The 23,066-nt window shown below is 68.9% G+C and carries 28 protein-coding genes and 1 tRNA gene; 12 read left to right on the forward strand and 17 right to left on the reverse strand.

Annotated elements, in window-relative coordinates:
* Positions 1-59: 59 nt before the first annotated feature.
* Positions 60-133 (forward strand) — tRNA-Met (locus ABZ707_RS14130).
* Positions 134-238: 105 nt separating this feature from the next.
* Here ABZ707_RS14130 and ABZ707_RS14135 read toward each other — a convergent pair.
* Positions 239-655: a Fur family transcriptional regulator gene (locus ABZ707_RS14135; protein WP_360173022.1), complete on the reverse strand. Its 417-nt coding sequence runs from the start codon at positions 653-655 to the stop codon at positions 239-241.
* 126 nt (positions 656-781) lie between these two features.
* Here ABZ707_RS14135 and ABZ707_RS14140 point away from each other — a divergent pair, with 126 nt between their 5' ends.
* On the forward strand, positions 782-2,251 hold the full coding sequence (locus tag ABZ707_RS14140) for a catalase (RefSeq protein WP_360173025.1): 1,470 nt from the start codon (positions 782-784) through the stop codon (positions 2,249-2,251).
* Between the two features lie 142 nt (positions 2,252-2,393).
* On the opposite strand, the gene ABZ707_RS14145 is transcribed toward ABZ707_RS14140, so the two are convergent.
* The 6 genes from ABZ707_RS14145 to ABZ707_RS14170 form a co-directional block, all read right to left on the reverse strand.
* Positions 2,394-2,795, reverse strand: a complete 402-nt coding sequence (locus ABZ707_RS14145; protein WP_360173028.1) for a CBS domain-containing protein — start codon at positions 2,793-2,795, stop codon at positions 2,394-2,396.
* A gap of 269 nt (positions 2,796-3,064) precedes the next feature.
* On the reverse strand, positions 3,065-3,865 hold the full coding sequence (hisN, locus tag ABZ707_RS14150; RefSeq protein ID WP_360173031.1) for a histidinol-phosphatase: 801 nt from the start codon (positions 3,863-3,865) through the stop codon (positions 3,065-3,067).
* A gap of 175 nt (positions 3,866-4,040) precedes the next feature.
* The gene (locus ABZ707_RS14155; RefSeq protein ID WP_360173034.1) at positions 4,041-4,364 is read right to left on the reverse strand and encodes a multidrug efflux SMR transporter; all 324 of its coding nucleotides are present in this window, start codon (positions 4,362-4,364) and stop codon (positions 4,041-4,043) included.
* Between the two features lie 100 nt (positions 4,365-4,464).
* Positions 4,465-5,475 (reverse strand): ribosome small subunit-dependent GTPase A, encoded by a 1,011-nt coding sequence (gene rsgA, locus ABZ707_RS14160; protein ID WP_360173037.1) that lies wholly within the window; start codon positions 5,473-5,475, stop codon positions 4,465-4,467.
* 4 nt (positions 5,476-5,479) lie between these two features.
* A complete protein-coding gene (gene aroA, locus ABZ707_RS14165) occupies positions 5,480-6,841 on the reverse strand; it encodes a 3-phosphoshikimate 1-carboxyvinyltransferase (protein ID WP_360173040.1) in 1,362 nt (453 codons plus the stop codon).
* 157 nt (positions 6,842-6,998) lie between these two features.
* The gene (locus ABZ707_RS14170) at positions 6,999-7,721 is read right to left on the reverse strand and encodes a M50 family metallopeptidase (protein ID WP_360173043.1); all 723 of its coding nucleotides are present in this window, start codon (positions 7,719-7,721) and stop codon (positions 6,999-7,001) included.
* Between the two features lie 50 nt (positions 7,722-7,771).
* On the opposite strand from ABZ707_RS14170, the gene ABZ707_RS14175 reads away from it, so the two are divergent.
* From ABZ707_RS14175 to ABZ707_RS14215, 9 genes are all read left to right on the forward strand, one after another.
* Positions 7,772-8,587: an SOS response-associated peptidase gene (locus ABZ707_RS14175; protein WP_360173046.1), complete on the forward strand. Its 816-nt coding sequence runs from the start codon at positions 7,772-7,774 to the stop codon at positions 8,585-8,587.
* A gap of 193 nt (positions 8,588-8,780) precedes the next feature.
* Positions 8,781-9,371: an alpha/beta family hydrolase gene (locus ABZ707_RS14180; RefSeq protein ID WP_360173843.1), complete on the forward strand. Its 591-nt coding sequence runs from the start codon at positions 8,781-8,783 to the stop codon at positions 9,369-9,371.
* Between the two features lie 64 nt (positions 9,372-9,435).
* A complete protein-coding gene (locus ABZ707_RS14185; protein ID WP_360173049.1) occupies positions 9,436-10,269 on the forward strand; it encodes a sigma-70 family RNA polymerase sigma factor in 834 nt (277 codons plus the stop codon).
* Positions 10,266-10,586 (forward strand): mycothiol system anti-sigma-R factor, encoded by a 321-nt coding sequence (gene rsrA, locus ABZ707_RS14190; RefSeq protein ID WP_360173052.1) that lies wholly within the window; start codon positions 10,266-10,268, stop codon positions 10,584-10,586. The genes ABZ707_RS14185 and rsrA overlap by 4 nt, the downstream gene beginning before the upstream one ends.
* A gap of 177 nt (positions 10,587-10,763) precedes the next feature.
* Positions 10,764-12,182 carry an HD-GYP domain-containing protein gene (locus ABZ707_RS14195; protein ID WP_360173054.1) on the forward strand — a complete coding sequence of 473 codons (1,419 nt, stop codon included), beginning with the start codon at positions 10,764-10,766 and terminating at the stop codon, positions 12,180-12,182.
* Positions 12,179-13,468 (forward strand): HD domain-containing protein, encoded by a 1,290-nt coding sequence (locus ABZ707_RS14200; protein ID WP_360173057.1) that lies wholly within the window; start codon positions 12,179-12,181, stop codon positions 13,466-13,468. Before ABZ707_RS14195 ends, ABZ707_RS14200 begins: the two co-directional genes overlap by 4 nt.
* A 96-nt stretch (positions 13,469-13,564) precedes the next feature.
* A complete protein-coding gene (locus tag ABZ707_RS14205; RefSeq protein WP_360173060.1) occupies positions 13,565-14,569 on the forward strand; it encodes a hypothetical protein in 1,005 nt (334 codons plus the stop codon).
* Positions 14,570-14,759: 190 nt separating this feature from the next.
* Entirely contained in the window at positions 14,760-15,437 is a 678-nt protein-coding gene (def, locus tag ABZ707_RS14210) for a peptide deformylase (RefSeq protein ID WP_360173063.1), read from the forward strand.
* Between the two features lie 137 nt (positions 15,438-15,574).
* A complete protein-coding gene (locus ABZ707_RS14215; protein WP_360173065.1) occupies positions 15,575-16,312 on the forward strand; it encodes a D-Ala-D-Ala carboxypeptidase family metallohydrolase in 738 nt (245 codons plus the stop codon).
* Positions 16,313-16,376: 64 nt separating this feature from the next.
* Here the strand turns inward: ABZ707_RS14215 and ABZ707_RS14220 are convergent, their stop codons facing one another.
* The 10 genes from ABZ707_RS14220 to ABZ707_RS14265 form a co-directional block, all read right to left on the reverse strand.
* Complete coding sequence (locus tag ABZ707_RS14220) at positions 16,377-16,772, reverse strand: DUF2809 domain-containing protein (RefSeq protein WP_360173068.1); 396 nt, start codon at positions 16,770-16,772, stop codon at positions 16,377-16,379.
* Positions 16,773-16,955: 183 nt separating this feature from the next.
* Entirely contained in the window at positions 16,956-18,080 is a 1,125-nt protein-coding gene (locus ABZ707_RS14225) for a radical SAM protein (protein ID WP_360173071.1), read from the reverse strand.
* 13 nt (positions 18,081-18,093) lie between these two features.
* Positions 18,094-18,630, reverse strand: coding sequence for an adenylate cyclase (locus ABZ707_RS14230; RefSeq protein ID WP_360173074.1), 537 nt, complete (start codon positions 18,628-18,630; stop codon positions 18,094-18,096).
* A gap of 119 nt (positions 18,631-18,749) precedes the next feature.
* Positions 18,750-19,598, reverse strand: coding sequence for a helix-turn-helix transcriptional regulator (locus tag ABZ707_RS14235; RefSeq protein WP_360173077.1), 849 nt, complete (start codon positions 19,596-19,598; stop codon positions 18,750-18,752).
* A gap of 27 nt (positions 19,599-19,625) precedes the next feature.
* Positions 19,626-20,147 (reverse strand): DUF6879 family protein, encoded by a 522-nt coding sequence (locus ABZ707_RS14240; protein WP_360173080.1) that lies wholly within the window; start codon positions 20,145-20,147, stop codon positions 19,626-19,628.
* Positions 20,119-20,379, reverse strand: a complete 261-nt coding sequence (locus tag ABZ707_RS14245; protein ID WP_360173083.1) for a hypothetical protein — start codon at positions 20,377-20,379, stop codon at positions 20,119-20,121. The genes ABZ707_RS14240 and ABZ707_RS14245 overlap by 29 nt, the downstream gene beginning before the upstream one ends.
* A 105-nt stretch (positions 20,380-20,484) precedes the next feature.
* A complete protein-coding gene (locus ABZ707_RS14250) occupies positions 20,485-20,739 on the reverse strand; it encodes a DUF397 domain-containing protein (RefSeq protein ID WP_360173086.1) in 255 nt (84 codons plus the stop codon).
* Between the two features lie 88 nt (positions 20,740-20,827).
* Entirely contained in the window at positions 20,828-21,115 is a 288-nt protein-coding gene (locus ABZ707_RS14255; RefSeq protein WP_360173089.1) for a DUF397 domain-containing protein, read from the reverse strand.
* Positions 21,116-21,175: 60 nt separating this feature from the next.
* Positions 21,176-21,397 carry a DUF397 domain-containing protein gene (locus tag ABZ707_RS14260; RefSeq protein ID WP_360173092.1) on the reverse strand — a complete coding sequence of 74 codons (222 nt, stop codon included), beginning with the start codon at positions 21,395-21,397 and terminating at the stop codon, positions 21,176-21,178.
* Positions 21,394-22,233, reverse strand: a complete 840-nt coding sequence (locus ABZ707_RS14265; RefSeq protein WP_360173095.1) for a helix-turn-helix transcriptional regulator — start codon at positions 22,231-22,233, stop codon at positions 21,394-21,396. The genes ABZ707_RS14260 and ABZ707_RS14265 overlap by 4 nt, the downstream gene beginning before the upstream one ends.
* Before the next feature lie 169 nt (positions 22,234-22,402).
* Here ABZ707_RS14265 and ABZ707_RS14270 point away from each other — a divergent pair, with 169 nt between their 5' ends.
* Positions 22,403-22,948 carry an ATP-binding protein gene (locus ABZ707_RS14270; protein ID WP_360173098.1) on the forward strand — a complete coding sequence of 182 codons (546 nt, stop codon included), beginning with the start codon at positions 22,403-22,405 and terminating at the stop codon, positions 22,946-22,948.
* The last annotated feature ends 118 nt before the right edge of the window (positions 22,949-23,066 follow it).

Here is a 23,066-nt window from a genome sequence, read left to right on the forward strand (position 1 = left end):
GGTGTCGCGTATATGAATTTGCGCTGGTCGGTGGCGTGACGTAGTGTTGCGTTCAACGACGCGGGGTGGAGCAGCTCGGTAGCTCGCTGGGCTCATAACCCAGAGGTCGCAGGTTCAAATCCTGTCCCCGCTACTGAAATCGGAGGCCCGGATCTCGAAAGAGATCCGGGCCTCCGGTGTTTCCGGGCTTCTGGCGTTCGATGTGGCCGCAGGTCGCGTGTTGGAGAACGCGCCGTCCTCAGGCGGCGGCGCAGTTCGGGCAGGTGCCCCGGTAGGTCACCTCGACGTCCGAGATGGTGAAGCCGAAGCGTTCGCCGTCCGGCAGGTCGGAGAGCGGGTCCCCGGTGGGGTGGACGTCGCGGATGGTGCCGCAGCGCGCGCAGACCAGGTGCTGGTGCGGCCGATGGGCGTTCGGGTCGTAGCGCTTGGCGCGGCGGTCCGTCGACACCTCTATCACCTCACCGAGCGTGACCATCTCGCCCAGCGTGTTGTAGACGGTCGCCCGGGAGATCTCCGGAAGCCTGACGACGGCGCGCGCGTGCACCTCGTCGGCCGTGAGGTGGACATGGTCCCCGTCGAGGACCTCGGCCACAACCCGCCGCTGGGCGGTCATGCGCCAGCCGCGTTCGCGAAGTCGTTCCAACAGGTCACTCATAGGACCAGCCTAGCAGTGAGGGGACCCAGGTCCCGAATGAGTGTGACTTTGGATGTTTGCTTGACTTAGACAACGTCCATCGTAGGATCGGAATTGGCAAACGCCAAGGGACAGGACTTGCAGGTAATGACGCAGGAGGCGCACGTGACGCAGGGACCGCTCACTACGGAGGCCGGGGCACCGGTAGCCGACAATCAGAACAGTGAGACCGCGGGCCTCGGCGGTCCCGTTCTGGTCCAGGACCAGGCGCTTCTGGAGAAGCTCGCGCACTTCAACCGTGAGCGCATCCCGGAGCGCATCGTGCACGCGCGCGGCGCCGGCGCGTACGGCACCTTCACCCTCACGCGTGATGTCTCGCAGTGGACCCGGGCGAAGTTCCTCTCCGAGGTCGGCAAGCAGACCGAGACGTTCCTGCGGTTCTCCACCGTCGCGGGCAACCTCGGCTCGGCGGACGCGGTGCGCGACCCGCGCGGTTTCGCGCTGAAGTTCTACACCGAAGAGGGCAACTACGACCTCGTCGGCAACAACACCCCGGTGTTCTTCATCAAGGACGCCATCAAGTTCCCCGACTTCATCCACACCCAGAAGCGCGACCCGTACACCGGCTCGCAGGAGGCGGACAACGTCTGGGACTTCTGGGGCCTCTCGCCCGAGTCCACGCACCAGGTGACCTGGCTGTTCGGTGACCGCGGCATCCCGGCGACGCTCCGTCACATGAACGGGTACGGCTCGCACACGTACCAGTGGAACAACGAGGCCGGCGAGGTCTTCTGGGTCAAGTACCACTTCAAGACCGACCAGGGCATCAAGAACCTCACCACCGCCGAGGCCAACCAGCTCTCCGGCATGGACCCCGACAGCCACCAGCGCGATCTGCGTGAGTCCATCGAGCGCGGTGACTTCCCGTCCTGGACCGTGCAGGTGCAGGTCATGCCGGCGGCCGAGGCGGCCACGTACCGCTTCAACCCGTTCGACCTGACCAAGGTCTGGCCGCACGAGGACTACCCGCCGATCGAGATCGGCAAGCTGGAGCTCAACCGGAACCCGGAGAACATCTTCGCCGAGGTCGAGCAGTCGATCTTCTCTCCGGCCCACTTCGTGCCGGGCATCGGTCCCTCCCCGGACAAGATGCTCCAGGGCCGTCTCTTCGCGTACGGCGACGCCCACCGCTACCGCGTCGGCATCAACGCCGACCACCTGCCGGTGAACCGTCCGCACGCCACCGAGGCGCGTACCAACAGCCGTGACGGCTACCTGTACGACGGCCGTCACAAGGGCACCAAGAACTACGAGCCCAACAGCTTCGGCGGTCCGTTCCAGACGGACAGGCCGCTGTGGCAGCCCGTTCCGGTCAGCGGTGGCACCGGCAACCACGAGGCGCCGCTGCACGCCGAAGACAACGACTTCGTCCAGGCCGGCAACCTCTACCGGCTGATGTCCGAGGACGAGAAGGGCCGTCTGGTCGACAACCTCGCGCAGTTCATCTCGAAGGTGTCGCGTGACGACATCGCCGAGCGCGCGGTGAACAACTTCCGCCAGGCGGACGGCGACTTCGGCAAGCGTCTTGAGGCCGCGGTCCAGGCCCTGCGCGGCTGACGGCTCAGCCGAACGGAAGGGGCCGGGTCCTTCGGGATCCGGCCCCTTCTGTTGTCCTCTGTTGTCGCCGCGGACCTGGGGCACCCGGGAGCTTGACGCCCCGGGCCGGGGTGCCTCGCTTCCGGCGGGCCGGGTGCGTGCCTCAGCCGGCCAGCACCGCCGCCTCGCGCCTGTCCGGTGCCCAGCACCGGATGATGTCGCGTACGGAGACGATGCCCACGGGCTCGCGGTCGTCCAGGACGATGAGATGGCGGAATCCGCCGTGGGACATGGCCGAAGCGGCCTCCTCCAGCGTCCAGGCGGGCGCGGCGAAGACGACATCGGTCGTGGTGTGGGTGCAGGCGGTCTCGAAGTCGGGGCTCTCGCCCGCGCCGAGCGAGTTCAGGATGTCGCGCTCGGTGAGAATGCCGATGCCGCAGTGGTCGGTGTCGAGGACGACGGCGGCGCCGACGCGGCGTTCCGACATCAGCCGGGCCGCCTGGCGGAGCGTATGCGCGGGCCCGATGGTCAGGACCACCGAACTCATGGCGTCACGGACAAGCATGGGGTGGAGCCACCTCCTTGGCGAACCGTCCCCGGGCGGCCCCTCTGGCGGACCCGGGGAGACCTCTGAGAAACGATTCACAAGTTCACAAGTGGGGAGACTCTCAGCGTGACACCCTTGCGCGAAGTCAACAAGGGGGCGGTAGGCGCTCGGCGAGGGGCGTGCAAAAAACCGACAAACGCCGCACAGCCGCCTCACGCGCTCCGCCGCCGGTCGGGGGCGCGGCGACGCGACCCGGGCGCCGGGCACGGCCCCGGCGCGGCGGCGTGTCAGTAGCGCTGGTTCAGATAGCCGAGCAGTTCCTCGTGGAGCACGCCGTTGGAGGCCGCCGCGTTGCCGCTGTGCGGCCCGGGGCGCCCGTCGAGACCGGTGAAGCTGCCACCGGCCTCCTGGACGACGATCGCGGTCGCCGCCATGTCCCACAGGGACAGCTCGGGCTCCGCGCAGATGTCCACGGAGCCCTCGGCGACCATCATGTACGGCCAGAAGTCGCCGTAACCGCGGGTGCGCCAGCAGGCCCGGGTCAGGTCCAGGAAGCCGTCCAGCCGCCCCTGCTCCTCCCAGCCGGTCAGCGAGGAGTAGGCGAAGGACGCGTCCTGAATGCGCGAGACGTCGGAGACACGCAGCCGGGTCGCGGAGGAGAGGCTGCGGCCCGTGTAGGCGCCGCCGCCCTTCGCCGCCCACCAGCGCCGGCCCAGCGCGGGCGCGGAGACGACGCCGACGACCGGTTCGTAACCGCCCTCGCCCGCCACCATCAGCGAGATCAGCGTCGCCCAGACCGGTACGCCCCGGACGTAGTTCTTGGTGCCGTCGATGGGATCGATGACCCAGCGACGCGGCCCCGTGCCCTCCACGCCGTACTCCTCGCCCAGGATCGCGTCGCGCGGCCGGGCGCGCTGGAGCTGGCCGCGGATCAGCTCCTCGGCCGCCTTGTCGGCCTCGCTCACCGGGGTCATGTCCGGTTTGGTCTCGACCTTGAGGTCCAGAGCCTTGAACCGGTCCATGGTCCCGGCGTCGGCGGCGTCCGCCAGGACATGGGCGAGACGCAGATCATCGTGGTAGTCGGGCATGGTCGTCACAGTATCCACAGCTTCGGACGGTGGGCCACGGGGTCCGCCGGGCCGGAAGCCGACGGGGCCGCGGCATCCGCGCTCGCGCGTCAACCGCCCCGCGCGGCCGTCACCGCAACGGCCCTCGCGCCGCCGGTGCGCCGGGCCCGCGACGCCGGCGAGCCGGGGCCGGGGGTCAGTGCGCCGAGCCCGAGAGCTGGAGGCCGATGACGCCGATGATCACCAGTGAGATCGAGACGAGTTTCAGGACGGACACCACATCGCCGAGGAAGATCATCCCGTAGATCGCGGTGCCCGCCGCGCCGATGCCCGTCCACACCGCGTAGGCCGGACCGACATCGAGCTTCTTCAGCGCGAGCGTCAGCAGGCCGAAGCTGCCGAGCGCGAAGCTCGCGAAGGCGATGGTCGGCCACAGCCGGGTGAAACCGTGCGAGAGCTTGAGACAGACGGCGAAACCCGTCTCCAGAAGTCCGGCGACCACAACCAGCAGCCACGCCATGGTGAAAGCCCCTCCCGCGTCCGTGACTGCCTGGTCCCAGCGGTGTTACTCGGTGCGATTATGCACTTACCAGCGCCGGTGGACCGCAAACGTATGCGCGTCAGTCACCCTCGTGCCGCTCCCGCGTGGCGAGAAGTCGCCGGAGTGAGTAGAGCCGGGCAGGATCGGCGTGGCCCTCGGCGACCCAGGCGTCGAGCGCGCAGTCCGGTTCGTCGTGGCTGCACGCCCGGGGGCAGCCCTCCGTCCCCGGCACCAGATCGGGGAAGGCGAGGATCACCCGGGACGGATCGACGTGGTGCAGTCCGAAGGAACGGATGCCCGGGGTGTCGATCACCCAGCCCTCCGCCTTGGCCAGCGGCAGCGCGAGCGCCGAGGTGGTGGTGTGCCGGCCGCGGCCGGTGACCGCGTTGACGATGCCCGTGATCCGTCGGCGGTCCTCCGGCACCAGGGCGTTGACCAGCGTCGTCTTGCCGACGCCGGAGTGCCCGACAAAGGCCGTGACCCGGCCGTCGAGGTATTCGCGCACCAGGTCCGCGGCATAGCCGCTGGCCAGTTCGTCACGCCGGGTGACGACGTAGCGGATGCCGAGGGTCCGGTAGGTCTCCAGCAACTCGTCCGGTGGGGACAGGTCCGACTTGGTCAGTACCAGCAGTGGTTCGAGGCCCCCGTCGAACGCGGCGACCAGGCAGCGGTCGATCAGCCGGGGACGCGGCTCCGGGTCGGCGAGCGCGGTCACGATCGCCAGTTGGTCCGCGTTGGCGACGACCACGCGCTCGTACGGGTCGTCGTCGTCCGCCGTGCGCCGCAGCACCGAGCGGCGCTTCTCGATCCGGACTATGCGCGCCAGGGTGTCCTTCTTGCCCGTGAGATCACCGACCAGGCCGACCTGATCTCCCACCACGGCGGCCTTGCGGCCCAGTTCCCGCGCCTTCATGGCCAGGACCACGCGGTCGTCGACCAGGCAGGTGATCCGGCCCCGGTCGACGGTCAGGACCATGCCCTCCGAGGCGTCCTCGTGCTTGGGCCGGATGCTCGTACGGGGCCGGTTGCCCTTCGGGTTCGGGCGGGAGCGGATGTCGTCCTCGTCCGGGTTCTTGCCGTAGCGGCGCATCGCGTCAGGCTCCCGCTCCCGCGAGCATGCCGGTCCACATGCGGGGGAAGTCGGGGAGAGTCTTGGCGGTGGTCGCCACGTTCTCGATCTCCACGCCCTTGACGGCGAGACCGATGATCGAGCCGGCCGTGGCCATGCGGTGGTCGTCGTACGTGTGGAACACGCCGCCGTGCAGCGGGCGCGGGCGGATGTGCAGGCCGTCCGCCGTCTCCGTGACATCGCCGCCCAGCTCGTTGATCTCCTTGGTGAGCGCGGCGAGCCGGTCCGTCTCGTGGAGCCGCAGATGAGCGACGCCGCGCAGGGTGGAGGGGGAGTCGGCGAGAGCGGCGACCGCCGCGATCCCGGGCGTCAGCTCTCCGACCTCGCTCAGATCGATGTCGATGCCATGGATCCGGCCGGTGCCGGTGAAGGTGAGGCTGCTGCCCTCGGCCGTCATGCCGAACTCGCAGGAGCCGCCCATCTCGGTGAAGATGTCGCGCAGCGCGTCACCCGGCTGAGTGGTCCGCTCCGGCCAGTCGGGGATGGTCACCCGGCCGCCGGTGACCAGGGCGGCGGCGAGGAACGGCTGGGCGTTGGAGAGGTCCGGCTCCACGGTCAGGTCGCAGCCGAGCAGCGCGCTGGGGGAGACCCGCCAGACATTCGGCTCACCGCCGGTCTCCGGCTCGTCGACCTGGGCGCCGACCGCGCGCAGCATGTCGACGGTCATCCGGATGTGCGGCAGGGAGGGCAGGGCCGAACCGATGTGCCGTACCTCCACGCCCTGGTTGAAGCGGGGGCCGGAGAGCAGCAGCGCCGAGATGAACTGGGAGGACGCGGACGCGTCGATCTCCACCGCGCCGCCGTCCAGCGCGCCGCCGCCGTGCACGGTCAGCGGGAGCGAGCCGCGGTTGTCGTCGTCGATACGGGCGCCGAGGGCGCGCAGCGCGTCGATGACACCGTGCAGCGGACGTTCGTAGGACCGGGCGTCCCCGTCGAAGCGGATGGGGCCGTCGGCGAGCGACGCGACGGGCGGCAGGAAGCGCATCACCGTGCCGGCGTTGCCGATGTCGAGAGTGGCCGGGCCGTGCAGCCCGGCGGGGATCACGCGCCACGCCTCGCCGCTGGGACCGGGTGCGCCCGCGACGGCGGAGCTGGACGACACCGTCTCCTCGATGCCGACGCCCATGGCCCGCAGCGCGTCCGCCATCAGCAGCGTGTCACGGGAGCGCAGCGGACGGCGCAGCCAGCCGGGCTCGGCGGCCAGTGCGGCGAGGACCAGCGCCCGGTTGGTAACCGATTTGGATCCGGGCACGGTGACCGTCGCTTCGACGGCCCCGTTTGCGTGGGGGGCGGGCCAGAGGGCGGGCTGCACGGAGCTTTCGGTCATGGCCAACACTTTAGTGGCTCTTGAACGAGCGGGATCCTTGCCAAATGCGACGAAACCAGGACTTAACCGAAGGATGATAAGGGTGCGTGGAGGCGCGTGAGGATCACGGCCCGGCGGCCCGCGCCCGGACGGAGTGAACGGCGCTCGCAGGGCGCTCTCAGAGGCCCAGCAGCCAGCGCCCGCCCCCGATGAGCGAGCACAGCGAGACGGCGTGGAAGAGGAAGAGCCACAGCGCCGGCGGCACATGTGTCAGCCGCGCGAGCTGGTCGGCGTCGGAGTCCCCGGCGCCGCCCTGCCGGCGTTTGGACTGGAGCTCGAAGGCCGGGCGTACGCCACCGAGCAGCAGGAACCAGACGGCGGTGTACGCGAACGCCGACTGGACGGCGGCACTCGTCAGCCACGAGACGAGCAGGAAGGCGGCACCGGTGAGGACCACGGTGAGCACGCCGTACGCGTTGCGGATCATCACCAGCATCGCGATCAGCAGCGCCGTCGCCAGCCAGAGGAGCAGGGTGATGTGGTGCGCGGCCAGCAGCCAGGCGCCGCCCAGACCGAGCAGGGGCGGTGCGGTGTAGCCCGCGGCGGCCGTGAGGATCATGCCGAGGCCGGTCGGCCTGCCCCGGCTGACGGTCAGCCCCGAGGTGTCGGAGTGCAGCCGGATGCCGTCGAGACGGCGGCCGGTGACCAGGGCTATGAGCCCGTGGCCGCCCTCGTGCGCGATGGTGATCGTATTGCGGGAGAGCCGCCAGAGCGGGCGCGGTATGACGGCGACGAGCGCGAGCGCCGCCGTCACCGCCACCAGCCACCGGTCCGGGGCGGGCTGGGTGCCGAAGACGCGATCCCAGAGATCGCCGATCGGGGCGAAGACAATGCTGATCATTTTTCGGGCGGGCTCCTCGGCCGGGTGGACGTCGTGGCAGTCTGGCACTCATGTGCGGAAGGTATGCGGCCAGCCGGAGACCAGAGGATCTGCGGGGACTCTTCGGCGTAGCGAAGTGGGAGCCCGAGGAGACCCTCGCGCCCGACTGGAATGTGGCTCCGACGAAGGAGGTCTACGCCGTTCTGGAGCGTCCGGTGAAAGACGCCGCTGATCCGGCTCCGGTTCGCCAGCTCCGCAGACTGAAGTGGGGCCTCGTACCGTCCTGGGCGAAGACCCCCGAGGGCGGGGCGCGGATGATCAACGCGCGGGCGGAGACCGTGCACGAGAAGCCGTCGTTCCGCCGTCCCTTTGTCTCCCGCCGGTGCATCCTGCCCGCCGACGGTTATTACGAGTGGGTCACCGGCTCCGACGAGCGGCAGCTTGAGGAGCAGGGCCGGAAGAAGCGCCCGCGCAAGCAGCCCTACTTCGTCACACCGGCCGACGGCTCGGTCATGGCGCTGGCCGGACTGTACGAGTTCTGGCGTGACCGGACGCTGCCGGACGATCATCCGGGGGCCTGGTGGGCCACCTGCTCGGTGATCACCACCGAGGCGGAGACGACGCCCCTGGCGGTCGCCCCGGCCGAAGGCCCCGGCTCGCTGGCCGAGATCCATCCCCGGATGCCGCTGATGCTGACCCCGGACCGCTGGGACGCCTGGCTGGACCCGGCCCGTACGGACCCCGAGGAGCTGCGCGGGCTGCTGGCCCCGCCGCCGGCCGGGCTGATGCGGGCGTATCCGGTCGCCACGGCGGTGAGCAATGTCCGGAACAACGGGCCGGAGCTGCTGGAGGAGCTGGCCGCGCCGGAGGAGAGCACGCTCTTCTGAGCGGGCCGGGGGCGGCCGGGGAGCCGGCGGTCCGGCCGCGCGCGACGCGTTCCCCGGCGGCGGCCCGTCCGCACGGCAGGATGGCCGGGTGACGAACGAGACTGCGAACGGGACGCCCGGCGGCAAGAGGACGGACGGCACGGCGAACGGGCCGGAGCGGGAGACCGTCGGGACACCCGCCGGGGACGCCCGGATCACCTGGCACCGGGCGAAGCGGCCCCGGCTCGTCCTCGCGCTGGGCCATGGCGCGGGCGGCGGGATCGAGGCCCGTGACCTCCAGGCCCTCGCCGGTGCCCTGCCCGCGCTCGGTGTGACCGTCGCCCTGGTGGAACAGCCCTGGCGGGTGGCCGGCAAGCGGCTGGCACCCGCGCCCAGGTCTCTGGACACCGGCTGGCGGGCGCTGTGGCCCGCGCTGGAGCGCCCGGGGCTGCCGGTCGTCGCGGGAGGGCGCAGCGCCGGAGCGCGGGTGGCCTGCCGTACGGCGAGCGAGCTGGGCGCCCGCGCCGTACTGGCCCTGAGCTTCCCGCTGCATCCGCCGGGCAGGCCGGAGAAGTCCCGGGCCGCCGAGCTGCTGGAGTCAGGGGTGTCCACCCTGGTCGTCCAGGGCGGGAACGACCCCTTCGGCAAGCCCGCCGAATTCCCCGGCGGCGCGTACGACCTGGTGGAGGTGCCGGACGCCGATCATGGTTTCGCCGTGCCCAAAAGGGCTCCCGTCTCGGGCGACGAGGCCCTGGGGATCCTCACCGGAGGTGTCATGAACTGGCTCGGGGCGCTCCGGGAATGACGAGCGTGGGGCCACTGTTGTGAGAAATATCAGTGAGAGAGAGCATCGAGAGGGAGTCCGTCGCATGGGTTCGACCATCTGCCCGCGCCGCTCGGAGGCCGCTGACCTGGAGTGGACGGTGCTTTCGGCGCCGAAGACCGCCCCTGCGCGGGCGGTCGGCGGGACGGACCGACAGGCCCCGTCGCCACAAGGTCGACTATTCTCCGATTCGAGTGGGTCCGCATTCGGAGCCACCACAGCGTTGGAGGAGGTGGGTCCGGTCACAGGGACCGATGACGGCCACATCGAAGAGAGCGCTGCCGAGCGCAACGCCCGCTTCGAGCGGGATGCGCTGGGCTTCCTCGACCAGATGTACTCGGCCGCGCTGCGCATGACGCGCAATCCGGCCGATGCCGAGGACCTCGTGCAGGAGACCTATGCCAAGGCGTACGCCTCCTTCCACCAGTTCCGCGAGGGCACCAACCTCAAGGCCTGGATGTACCGCATCCTCACCAATACGTTCATCAACTCGTACCGCAAGAAGCAGCGCGAGCCTCAGCGCAGTGCCGCCGAGGAGATCGAGGACTGGCAGCTCGCCCGCGCCGAGTCGCACATGTCGACGGGGCTGCGCTCGGCCGAGTCGCAGGCGCTCGACCACCTCCCGGACTCCGATGTGAAGTCCGCGCTGCAGGCGATCCCCGAGGAGTTCCGCATCGCGGTGTATCTCGCCGATGTCGAGGGCTTTGCGTACAAGGAGATCGCGGACATCATGGGAACACCCATCGGTACGGTGATGTCGCGACTGCACCGCGGCCGCCGTCAGCTTCGCGGCATGCTGGAGGATTACGCCCGTGACCGCGGGCTTGTCCCGGCGGGTGTCGGAGAGTCGTCGGACGATCGGAAAGGTTCGGACTCATGAGCTGCGGAGAGCCGCATGAGACGGATTGCGCCGAGGTCCTCGACCACCTTTACGAGTTCCTCGACCATGAGATGCCCGACAGCGACTGCACCAAGTTCGAGGTGCATTTCGAGGAATGCTCGCCGTGCCTGGAGAAGTACGGACTTGAGCAGGCCGTGAAGAAGCTGGTCAAGCGGTGCTGCGGGCAGGACGACGTACCGACCGATCTGCGGGCCAAGGTCATGGGCCGGATCGATCTGATCAGGTCGGGCCAGTCCGTGCCGGACAAGGAAGTGTCGACGGCCGGCGCGGATCTTCCGGGCGTCGCCAAGGAGTAATGGATCTGTGTGCCGCGCGTCGCGCGGCACACAGGCGCGCACATACACGCACACGTCGCCGTGCGTCATACCGCTGTCACCCGTTGGTGCGAATCGCCTTCGCACAAGCGCTGAACGCCCGCCAACTCGCTAGCCTGACCCTCTGTTTCGGGGCGGGACCGAGAGGGGCGGGGACGGGTGAGGGCCATACCGGGTGGGGCACGCGTATACATCCTGGGCGTCGGAGTCTGCGCGGTCGTCTGTGTCCTTCCGGTGCTGCGCCCCGGTACGCCCTGGGGGGCCCTGGCGCTGCTGGCCGCGCTGTACGCCTTCTGCGAGATGCCGGCCCGCTGCCGCTTCCGGGGCCGTCTGCTCAGCGGCTCGGCGCCGGTCATGGCCGGATCGTTCTTTCCCGTGCTGCTCGCCGCGGCCTTTCTGCTGCCGCCGGCCGCCGCCGCGCTGGTCGCCGTACCCGGGGCGCTGATCGGCCGGGTCGAACAGCGCCCGAGGACCGCCCGGCGGATCTGGCGCGCGGCGCAGCTCACCGTGGCCACCTGGGCGGCGGCGCGGGCCCAGGTGTTCTTCGGCGGGCCGGTCGCGCTCGGCGGCGGCGGATACGGCCTCAAGACGCCCGACTTCCCGTATGTCCTGCTGCCCGCGGGCGCCGCGGCCCTCGCCTTCTGTCTGGTGCTGTCCGCGCTGGACGGCGGGATCCTCGCCACCGCCGAGCGGCTGCCGCTGCGCACCGCCTGGCGCGGGCTGCTGTCGCGCTCGCTCGCGCCGCATGTCGCGCACGGCCTCGCCGGGCTGATGATGGCCGTCCTGTGGCGCAGCCCCTACGGGCCGCCCGCCGCGCTCTTCGTGCTGCTGCCCATGTACATCTCCTCCTGGGTCTTCGCCCAGTACCACCGTGAGCGCGCCGCCCACCAGGCCACCATCAGGGCGCTCGTCCAGGCCGTCGACATCAAGGACAAATACACCCGTGGGCACAGCGAGCGGGTCGGGCACGCCTCCGTGATGATCGCCCAGGAGCTGGGCATGGAGCGGGAGCGGATCGAGGTGCTGCGGTTCGCCGGCATCCTCCATGACGTCGGCAAACTCGGCGTCCCCACACGGGTGTTGCGCAAGGACGGGCCGCTGACGCCCGAGGAGCGACGAGTGATCGAACTGCATCCCGAGTACGGACACGAGATGGTGCGCGGCATCGGATTCCTGGGAGAGGCGCGTGCGGCGATCCTGCACCACCACGAACGGCTGGACGGCAGCGGCTATCCGTACGGTCTCGCCGGCCGGCAGATCCCGGAGTTCGCCCGGGTGGTGGCCGTGGCCGACGCCTTCGACGCGATGACGTCGACCCGCTCGTACCGGCGGGGGCGGCCGGTGCACACCGCGGTGGCGGAGCTGGAGCGGTGCGCCGGGACGCAGTTCGACCCGGACATGGTCGGCGCGCTGGTGCGGGCCCTGGACCGGCACGGCTGGCGGACGGCGGTCACGGCGGACGAGGAGAACGCCGGGCCGACGGCGAGCGCGTTACGGAACCAGGTCCCGGTGCGGCCTCCTGATCCGCGCGGAAACGTCCCGGCGGCCGGCCGGACACCTCGCGGCGGCCGCGGATGACGGCGACCGCGTCCCGGCCGGTGTCCGGCAGGAGGGAATCGGCACCTCTGACCGTCGTCGGGGTGTACACGGCCGGCGGGCTGCTGACCGTCGCCGCGCTCGGCGACACCTTCTGGCACGGACTCGCCGAACCCCGCACCGCGCTCGCCTTCGGAGTGCTGATCGCCGTGGGAGAACTGGCCCGCTGGGGCGCGCTTCCCGGGGAGCGGGAGCCCGCGCCGCTCGGTGCGGCCGGTGCGCTCGCGTACGCGCTGCTCGGGGAGAACGCCGGCCGCGCGACCACCCACGGCGTGCTCCAGACCGTCGCCGTCGTGGTCGCGGCAGCGCTCGCGGGGGCCGTACCGCATGTGGCCAGGGGCCGCGGGCCCGCACTCGACCACATGGCCCGGCGGATCCTGACCGTCGGCTTCGCGGCCCTCTGCTTCCAGCCGCTCTACAACGCGGAGGATTTGCGGGAGCGGTGCGGTGAGGGGCCGTTCTACGCGCTGTTGCTGCTTCTGCTGCTGGTGCTCACCGCGCTCTGCGACGCCGTCCTGGCCGCCCTGATACTGCGGGCCCGCACCCGCCACCCCTTCGGTCCTCTGCTCCGCGACGAGCTGCGGGCGCTGCTGCACATCGGGTCCGCCGTGTGTGCCACCGGAGTGGTGATCGCGCTCGCCGCCGCCGTCGCGGGCCTGTGGGCGCTGCCGGTGTTCTGTGTGCCGCTGCTGCTGACCCAGCTCTCCTTCCGCCGGTACGCCGCGGTGCGCACGACCTACCGGCAGACCATCGCCTCCCTCGCGCGCGCCACCGAGATCGCCGGTTACACGCCGCACGGACATGCCCGCAGGGTCGCGGAGCTGAGCCGGGCGGTCGGCCGCGAGCTGGGTCTTTCCGGCTCCGAACTGACCGTCCTGGAGTACGCCGCCCTGATGCACGACATCGGCCAGCTCTCCCTTGTCGACCCGGTGCCCGAGGGCGCCACCGCGCTGCTGCCGTTCGCCGAGCAGCGGCGCATCGCCCTGCTCGGTGGGGCGGTGGTCCGCCAGACGGGGGTCCCGGCCGCCGTCGCGGTGGTGGTGGAGCGGCAGGCGGATCCGTACCGGGAGCAGCCGTTGCCCGCCCGGATTGTCCGCGCCGTCAATGCGTACGACGACCTGGCCGGGGAAAGTGCCAGTGCGAGTGGCCCGCTCAGCGCACTGGAGAGGCTGCGGCTCGGGACGGGGCACGACTACCAGCCCGAAGTGGTGGAATCTCTGGCGCGGGTCCTGTCCCGAGGTGGCCCGGCCGCTGGTGGGGCAGGGTAACCCATGGGTAATGAGCGGGCGTCCGACCGAGCATGGTTGGATGCGAAGAAGAGTGTGTCCGGGGGCACTGACCCGAGCGACCGGCAGGCGGGAATCGTGAGGATCTTCGGGAAGGTACGGCATCGGCCCTCCGCCTCTTGGAGGCAGGCCACCGACCGCGCGTTCACGCTGATCGGTGACGGCCGGTACGAGGACGCGGGCGCGCTTCTCACCCGAGCGGCGGATCTGGAGCCGTGGCTCTCCGAGTCCTGGTTCAATCTGGCGTTGCTGCACAAGTTCCGGCACGACTGGGAGCAGGCGCGCGCCGCGGGACTGCGCGCCGTCGCCCTGCTGGACAAGGAGACCGGCGCGCCGGACTGGTGGAACGTCGGGATCGCCGCCACCGCCCTCCAGGACTGGCCGCTGGCCCGCCGCGCCTGGCAGGCGTACGGCCTGAAGGTGCCGGGCAATCCGCACAGCGTCGAGGCCAACGCCGAGCCGGACGGCATGGAGCTGGGCAGCGCGGCGGTCCGGCTCTCGCCCGAGGGTGAGGCCGAGGTCGTGTGGGGCCGCAGGCTCGACCCGGCCAGGATCGAGGTGTTGTCGATTCCGCTGCCGTCGTCGGGCCGCCGCTGGGGCGAAGTCGTCCTGCACGACGGCGTACCGAACGGCGAGCGCACCACGGCCGCCGCCTCGGACGGCGCCACCAGGGCGTACCCCGTCTTCGACGAGATCGAGCTGTGGGCCCCCTCGCCCGTGCCCACCTGGGTGGTGCTGCTGGAGGCCGCGACCGAGGAGGACCGGGACGCCCTGGAGCGGCTGGCCGCCGACGCCGGATTCGCGGCCGAGGACTGGTCGTCCTCCGTCCGTCTGCTCTGCCGGGCCTGCTCGGAGAGCCGCATGCCGAGCGCCGAGGGCGACGGCGAACATCTCGACCCGCACGACCACAGCGAGCCGGGCCATCCGGGACCGCTGGGGCACCGTACGGCCGGTGAACTGTGGGCGCCGGAACGCGAATGCGGCATCGCCGCGCCGCCCGGACTGGTCCGCGGCCTGCTCGACGGCTGGGTCGCCGACAGTCCGGACAGCCGCGAGTGGCGCGATCTCGAAGAAGTCTGCTGAGCGCCGCGCCCCCGGCCCCGCCATGCTGGGGTGTGGGCCGACGCGGGCCTCGGTGACCGGGACGACCACGCCGCACACGGAATCGCACGGCCCCGCTCGCTGATCCACTCCCTGTCGTGGGGGAGGCCGTTAGGCTGTACGGGCACATCGTGCAGGCAGTATCGGGAACCGAGGAAGGCGTACTGCGGACATGGCGCAGCAGGAGACGGACCAGCGGATCGACAGTGGAGCCTCCGGGGCGGAGCCGGAGGACGGATCCGCCGTGGACGAGCACGGGTTCGTCGTGGACACGGAGGACGCCGAGGCGCGGGAGCTGGCGCACCGCGAGCGCGGCACGTCCCGCCCGATCACCGTCGTCGGAAACCCCGTGCTCCACCGGGAGTGCCAGGACGTCACCGAGTTCGACGACAAGCTCGCCGCGCTGATCGACGACATGTTCGCCAGCCAGCACACGGCCGAGGGCGTGGGGCTGGCCGCCAACCAGATCGGGGTGGACCTCAAGGTCTTCGTCTACGACTGCCCGGACGACGACGGTGTGCGCCATGTCGGCGCCATCTGCAACCCGGTGCTGGAAGAACTGCCGCCGGAGGAGCGCCATCTGGACGACTCCAACGAGGGCTGCCTGTCCGTGCCGACGGCGTACGCCGCGCTGCCGCGTCCGGACTACGCGGTGGTTCGCGGCCAGGACGCCAAGGGCCGGCCGGTCAAGGTGAGCGGCACGGGCTATTTCGCGCGCTGCCTCCAGCACGAGACCGACCATCTCTACGGCCATCTCTACATCGACCGCCTCTCGAAGCGCGACCGCAAGGACGCGCTGCGGCAGATGGCGGAGAACACTCCGCGCTACGAGATCGTCCCGAACGACTGAGCCGTACCCCGGGAGGTCCCCGTCGGTGCTCCGGCGGGGACCTGATGTCTTCCGGGACACGGTTGACGCGCGTCGACCCTTGGGCCAGTCTCGGCTCTACACGTCGCTCCACAGGTCACTGTCCACAGGGAGATCCGATGCTTCGACGCACCGCACGACTCCTGCTCAGTCTTGTCATGACCATGTCTTTCGCCTGGGCCGGGACGCTCGCCACGGCCGGCTCCGCGCACGCCGACGGCTGTTACACCTGGTCGCGGCCCCTCTCGCAGGGCGCATCGGGCGCCGATGTCACGCAGCTCCAGATCCGGGTGGCCGGCTATCCGGGAAGCGGCGGCGTGCTCGCCATCGACGGCGCCTACGGCCCGGCCACCGCCGCCGCCGTCCAGCGCTTCCAGTCCGCCTACGGGCTGGCGGCCGACGGCGTCGCGGGCCCGGCCACGTTCAACCAGCTCTACGCGCTCCAGGACGACGACTGCACACCGATTCACTTCAGCTACGCCGAGCTGAACGACTGCAACACCACCTGGGCCGGGGGAGCAGTGGACGCCGCCACCGCCAAGTCCAACGCCCTGCGCACGATGTGGAAGCTGGAGGCGCTCCGGCACGCGCTCGGTGACCAGCCGCTCCGGGTGACCAGCGGCTTCCGCTCCCAGGCGTGCAACAGCTCGGTCGGCGGCGCGTCGAGCAGCCGCCATCTCTACGGTGACGCCGCCGACCTGGGCTCGGGACCGCACTCCCTCTGCACGCTGGCCCAGCAGGCCCGTAACCACGGCTTCAACGGAATCCTCGGCCCCGGCTACCCGGACCACAACGACCACGCGCATGTCGACCACCGGCCGAGCCGCTTCTGGTCCGCGCCCAACTGCGGTATCTGACCGTGCTCCGGCGTGTGCCTGTGCTGCGGAGTCGGCGGCCGTCCCGCTGACCGGTTCCGGGGCCTCACGCCACGGGCGAGGGGCCCCGGAACGTCAGCGCCCTGTGCACGAGCCCCGCGCAACCGGCGCCCACCGCGTACCACAGCAGGTCGGGCGCGTTGAAGGTGGAACCGAGGACAAGCCGCGCGGCGAGACTCCGCGCGGCCAACTCGGCGGGCACGCCGGTGAGCTGGAGCAGCTCGACGGCGTAGCTGAACGCGAGCGCGACCGAGGCGGCGACCAGAGGCCGCACCCGGGGAGCGAGCAGCACCACCAGCGCCTGGACGAGCACGGTGTAGAGCGCGTCGCCCGCGTACTTGGCGACATCGCCGGTCGCGACGGCCCTGATGACCAGTCCGGCGACCAGGACCGCCGAAGCCGCGGCGCATGCCGCCAGGCGCGTACGCGCGGAGTTCCCCATGCGGGGACCCTAACGGCTTTTCCCCGGCGGGCGCGTGACGACAAGTACGGCACGTACCTCGCCGCATTGCCGGAACGCCCCGTACACCCAGTATGGGAAATGCCCTTCCGCTTTGCGGCGCACCGCATCTGGCGCCGCGCGCTGATTCACCCAGGGGGCACGGGAAAACTCCGTAGCCGGTGGTCACTGTTGACTCTCGCGTCCGGCACGGTCGGGAACGCGGTGGAGCGTTGTGAGACGGGCTGTTTCTTCCCTGCGAAAGTTGGCGACTTCGTGGCACATCTGGCTCATCACGAAGGTACCCAGGGGGACGCACAGATCCATACGCTGGATACATACGCCGACCATGAATGGTCCGCCCTGGGCTTGGTAGAGACGTACGCCGTAGTAGCCCTCGTGACAGTCATGATCATTATTGAAGCGACAGTTGGAGCAAGTCCTCGGCAGCCGTACGGGACGGATGCTTTTCGCGTACAAGGTGCTGCCGTCGGGCAGCCGGTAGCGGATGCGTTGATCGGATGCGCCCGCCGTGATGATGCGCTGAACGGGGGTCCCGCCGAGGTGATCGACAACTTGCCGCATGGCGGTGAGCGACGCTCCGTCGTCCTCAAGCGATACCAGCATACGCACCGTGACGGTCCGCCCGTGCTCCTGGATGATGCGCAGAACGCGTTCCACGTGCGTGCTGTCAGGGATCACGATATTCGCCGAAACCTTTACGCCGTGCTTCGAGGCAGTCTCGATGGTTGCGCGGAGGGCGGCGAGTTTACGTTCGGCCAATTTCCCCGAGGCGATACGGGGCGATTGGACGGCGGCTAATTCTTCCGGAGTTGTACCGAAGACACTGAGGTTGATTCGGTCCAGTCCGGCTGCGGCGCACTCCGGGATTACCGCTGCCCCGTTCTCTCCGTTGGACGTAAGACCGACCGTCAGCCCCAGATGGCGGGCGATCCTGATCAGGCCGGGCAAGTCGGAGTGCAACGTGGGCTCGCCCCCGGTGAAGTGCACTTCGTTGGTGGGTAGCAGGCTTCCTCGTACTGCGGCCAGGGCGAGGGCGAAATCATCGTTCGCTTCAATCCTGGCGGGAAGGAAGTCAGCTCCGTTGGTGCGCAAATAGATGGACATCCGGCCGGACGGACCGGACGGACTCGTGAATTCCCCGGGCTGTCGGCCGCGATTGTCCGCGACGACCGGCGTGCCCTCGTTGTGACAGAAAGTGCACGCCAGCCCGCATGCGTCGATGATTTTGACTCGGAGAGTGTGGTCAGGCACCACGGTCACAGGTGTCTCGCGTGCGCTGTGCTTCACCGGCCCGTACCTCCTAAGAGAACCGCAGGTCAGTGATTGATTTGAGATCGATTCCGTACCGGGTGAAAACTTTGGTGGTGTTCTCGCTCGTCAACTCTTCCCTGGGGATGGACAGGCGTTTCGCGGTGGCCCAGACCTGCTCCGCGCCGTCTCCCTCGATCTCCAAGTACGGTGGGATGAGTGGCCAGGAGTCGATCTCCAGTCGTACGCCGTCCAGGAGCCAGGAATCGCGGCGGTTTTCCTGGTAGGACCTGGAGGAGATGCCCATCCGTCGCAAGAGGGCGTGCGTGATCTCGAAGTCACCAACGCTCGTCTCGGTTTCACGTGTCCCGTCGATTGCGTCGGAGGTGATCTCCTTGACGCAGAGAGTGACGTCACGGCCGGTGTCGCGGAGCCGAATCCATCGTCCCTCTGCTGCGGGGACGGTGTCATACACGTAGCGACGCATCAGCCGGCTGGCCGCATATGTGCCGCCCGCGTCCGCGATCCGTGCGGCCATGGCGGCCGGATTGATGTTCAGGTACTTCGCTTCGTACTCGACAGCCGACATGACTCTCCGGTTTCCGGTCCAGTGGCGTGACTCGGCCGGCTTCTCAGGCCGGTCATGCAACGACCCTAGGAGATGTGCGAAGACGGCCCCGACCAACTTGCAGTGCCTTGCAGATGGGATTACCGCAGAGCACATACGGCGTCAGTGATGAGAGCGCGTGCCGAGGTCCCGAAGACGGCCGACCTCGTCAGCTCGCGGAACGCCTTGCCGTAGTCATGAGCCTCGCTGGGAGCGGTCACATTGACCTCGGCCGTCAGCGTCTCCACGTTGACCAGTCGGTCGTCGAACAAGTAGAACGCCTCCAGGGGCCACATCCTCCGTTCGGCCGCGGCGGGAATGATCCCCAGGGAGACGGAGGGCAGCGACGAGACAGCAAGCAGATGTTCGAGCTGGCCAGCCATCACCTCAGCGCCGCCCAGTCGATAGCGGAGAACCGTCTCCTCAAGGAGGATCGAGAAAATGTGCTGCCCCCGGTACAGGACGCGGGACCGCTCCATGCGCGATGCCACGGCTTCGGCCACGTCGTTTGGCGTACCTTGAAATGTCGTAATCATCGTCATCAGGGCTGAGGCATACGGTGGCGTCTGCAGGATGCCCGGAACGACATTCGAGCAGTAGATCCGAAAGGCCCTCGTCCGCTCGTACAAGGGAAGAAGATCGACCTGGGCCCTGCGCATTCCCGCTCGGTGCCGACGCTTCCACTGGACGTACATCGACTCAGCGGTCCGGTTGGCCGCTACTAGGTCGGCAGCCTGGGCGTCAGCGTTACACGCTGCGCACCAGGCCCGAATGTCCGCATCGGACGGGGCCGTCCTGGCGCTCTCGATACGCGAAGACTTTGACTCGCTCCAGCCACACCGGACGCCGAGTTCGCGCCCGGTGAGCTGAGCGTCCTTTCGGATCTCACCCAGACGTTCGGCCAATGCCTTGCGAGCAGCCTGAGCCGTTGAGAGTGGCGAAGTGGGCATGAGCCGTCTACCGAATGTTCCTGTGCGTCAGACCGAAAACTCCGAATGCGGGATGCCGCGTTCCCACACGGACTCGAACGAAGACACGCAGAACTTGACCACATTCGGATCCTGGGTGAAGTCCGTGCGGATCCACTGTCCCAGACCATCGAAAATATTGAACTGGACCAGCCTTTCATCGAAGATCCAGAGATCATTGCCAGGCAGAGCGAGATCCGATGCCTGGTCCCTTGGCAACCAGCGCACCAACTCTCCGGCGTCGATGTTCATCTGAGTGCCGGCGTGCTCGTAGCGGATGTAGTCGGATACCTCCACCGACACCACCCGAGCTCGCCGCATGACAACGCCGCGAGACGTTGCCTCGCTCACAAGGTCGAGCCAGGACTGTCGGTCGGTGCGCTCCAGCTCCTCACTCCACTCTCCGCGCCGGAACGCTGCGAAGTTATCGGCCTCGTTGTCCACCCCGTATGAGTCCCGCAACTCCAAATGGACAGCGGAGCGCTGCACCTCCGCCATGATTTCAGCGAAGCTCTCCACGCTCTGCGACATCACATGCCTCCCTCAGTATCGGCACCATGTGAGCAGGAATCCGAATCACCGTCTCGTGCTCCGGGACACCCGTCACATGGCCAGGAATCTCGAACTCAGCACATTCCTTCTCCGTTTTGACGTCGGCCCGCCAACTCTGAATCACCAGATCAGCGGTGTCCGGGTCAACCCAGATGGTCGGCGAACCATTGCCCCCGGTGTTGGGGTCGATCCCGATGAATCTCAGCGTCATGGGGCGCCTCACCTGTCGAATGGTTGGGATGCCTTGCACGACTGGGTTTCTGACGCGGCCCACCACTGTCGTGCGGGTCGGTAGGCCACTGGCGCGGGGATGGGCTCAGACGGCGGCGTCCCGGCGCCTCGCGAAGGAGACGAACGCGCTCCATCGTTCAGGAGAGACCCGGAGTGCGGGTCCGTGTACCGTTTTTGAGTCGCGGATGTGGACTGTGCGTGGTGCGAGGGCCACCTCGACGCAGTTGCCGCCGCCCGATCCGCTGTAGCTGCTCCTGAACCAGGCAAGTTGGTGGTGGTCGGCCTCGATGATCGGCGAACCGTTGACACCGGGGCCGTTGCTGATGAATCGCTGTGTCATGGGGTGTCCCACCTGTTGAGTGGTTTGGCGGCCTTGTGCGACTGAGTTCGTAGGGGCTCCACCGCCGTCGTACGTGGGGTGGGGCCGGTCATCTGACGCGCAGGTTTCGGACGGTCACATCGTCTCCGTTACTTACGAAGGAGATGAAGGTCGGCCACGTGTCCATGGCGATTCGAAGTACGGGGCCCGGTACGTTTTTCGAATCGCGGACACGCACTGTAGTGAGGGTGACTGCCATTTCTACGCACTCGCCTCCGCTCGTCCCGCTGTAGCTGCTCTTGAACCAGATCAGACGGGCGTGGTCAGTCGCGATTGTGGGCGAGCCGTCAACCCTAGCGTTGATGTCGGGGTCGATTCCGGTAAACCGTGAAGCCATGGCCACCTCACCTGTCGAGTGGGCCGCAGGGGCTTGCCAGTGTCGTACGGGGGGCGGTGCTCAGGCGGGTACTTCGCCCTTTTTGCTTGCGTAGGAGACGAAGGCACTCCATCGTTCAGGCGAGACCCGGAGTGCGGGTCCGTGTACCGTTTTTGAGTCGCGGATGTGGACTGTGCGTGGTGCGAGGGCCACCTCGACGCAGTCCCCGCCGCCCGATCCGCTGTAGCTGCTCTTGAACCAGTGCAGTTGGATAGTTGGGATCAGAACCTGCTCAGTTCTCATGCTTCTCCTGCCACGCGCTGGATCAGACGTGCAGACTCCGCAGCGTTGAGGGCCTGCGTCCGCAGCTTGCCATAGCGCAGTCCGAAGGCGCTGACGTTTGCGGCGTCGGTGATCACAACTCCCACGTCCTGGGATTCGATATAGCCCACCCGGCGGTGTTCCAAAGTTTCTAAAATCACCATAGGTCCGCCCAGCCCTGGGTGGAAGCCGCAGTCCGAGGGCATGACCTGGATCTCGATATTGCGCATCGACCCCTGGGCCAGCAGATGTAGAAGCTGCGCCTTCATCACCTCTGTATCGCCCACCGTGCTGGTCAGGGCCGATTCGCCGATGATGAAGCATGTCTCCACCATGGGCGCGCGTGTCAGCAACTTCTGTCTGCTGAGCCTCGCATCGAGGTGCTGCTCGATGATCTCCTCGGAGAGCGACGGGCAGTGTCCGGAGAAGAGCGCACGCGCATAGTCCTCCGTCTGGAGGAGCCCAGGAATCAGCAGGGGATCGAAGTCGTACCTGCTGACGGCTTCCGTCTCGATCAGGGCGAAGTCCTGGAAGAACGCCGGGAGTTTGGCCAGGTCCACGTCGTCCTGCAATACAGCCAGCGTCCCGCCCGCGTTCAGTGCGGTCTCCGCCGCCTCCGTGAACGCCGACTTCGCCGGCCGTCGCCCTTGCTCGATCGAGGCAACCTGCTCCGACGAGTAGCCGACCGCTTCGGCCAGTTCCTGCTGCGTCAGTCCCGCCCGGTCCCTGTGGAGTCGCACCAGCTTGCCGTAGCCGACCCAGATGGCAGGACGGTCGTCGTCCTTGGTCCGCTGTTTTCTCTGACGGCTGGTTCCCATAGCCTCACCTCGCGGTACCGATGTACGACAGCAGTTCACGATCCAACGCGTCGCGCTCAGGCCCGGTCACGGGCCCTGAGCCGTACAAGTGCGCGCCTGTCCCGTACGTCTCGTACAGGTACGGACGTCCGTCCTGTTCAGGCTATCCGCGTGACGACAAAGTCACCGTATGAAGTCGGAAACTCCCTCCCACACCGTCCTCGCCGTCCCCACCGACCACCCCGCGTCCGTCCAACTCCCGCCCGCGCCAACGCTTCCGCTGCTGTTTCCGCCGTCCCGGATCAGGCTCAGTTCCAGCCATCGTGGTGCCCGCCTCGCCCGGCTGCTCGTCGCTCAGCAGCTCGACGAGTGGGGCATCCCGCGCACCACTTCCACCGGCGCCGTGATCGTCGCCGTTGTCGCCGAGCTGGCCGCGAACGCCGTCATCCATGGCCGTACGCCCGGACGGGACTTCGAGGTGCGGCTGGCCCTCACCTCCGCCACCGTCCGTATCGAGGTCATCGACACCCGGCCCGACCGGCTCCCGCCCGCTCCCGGTGACACCTCTCCGCCGCCGCCCGACTCGCCGGGCGGCCGGGGACTGCTGCTTGTCGCCGCCTACGCCGACCGCTGGGGCTGGACCGTCCGCGACGCGTACACCAAGACCGTCTGGGCGGAGGTCGACCACGGTGCGGCCCGGCATGTCCCGGAAGTCCCGCATTTCCGCAGGACATGAGGTGAGGCCGCGGGCCAGGTCTCCCTGGCCCTGATCGCGGCGGACTGGGCGGAGCCGACGGGGCGGGCCGCGCTCAGCGGGATACCGAGGCCCAGCCGCTGTCCGGTGCCACCGGGGG

Source organism: Streptomyces sp. NPDC006923, assembly GCF_040635655.1.
Taxonomy (GTDB): Bacteria; Actinomycetota; Actinomycetes; order Streptomycetales; family Streptomycetaceae; genus Streptomyces.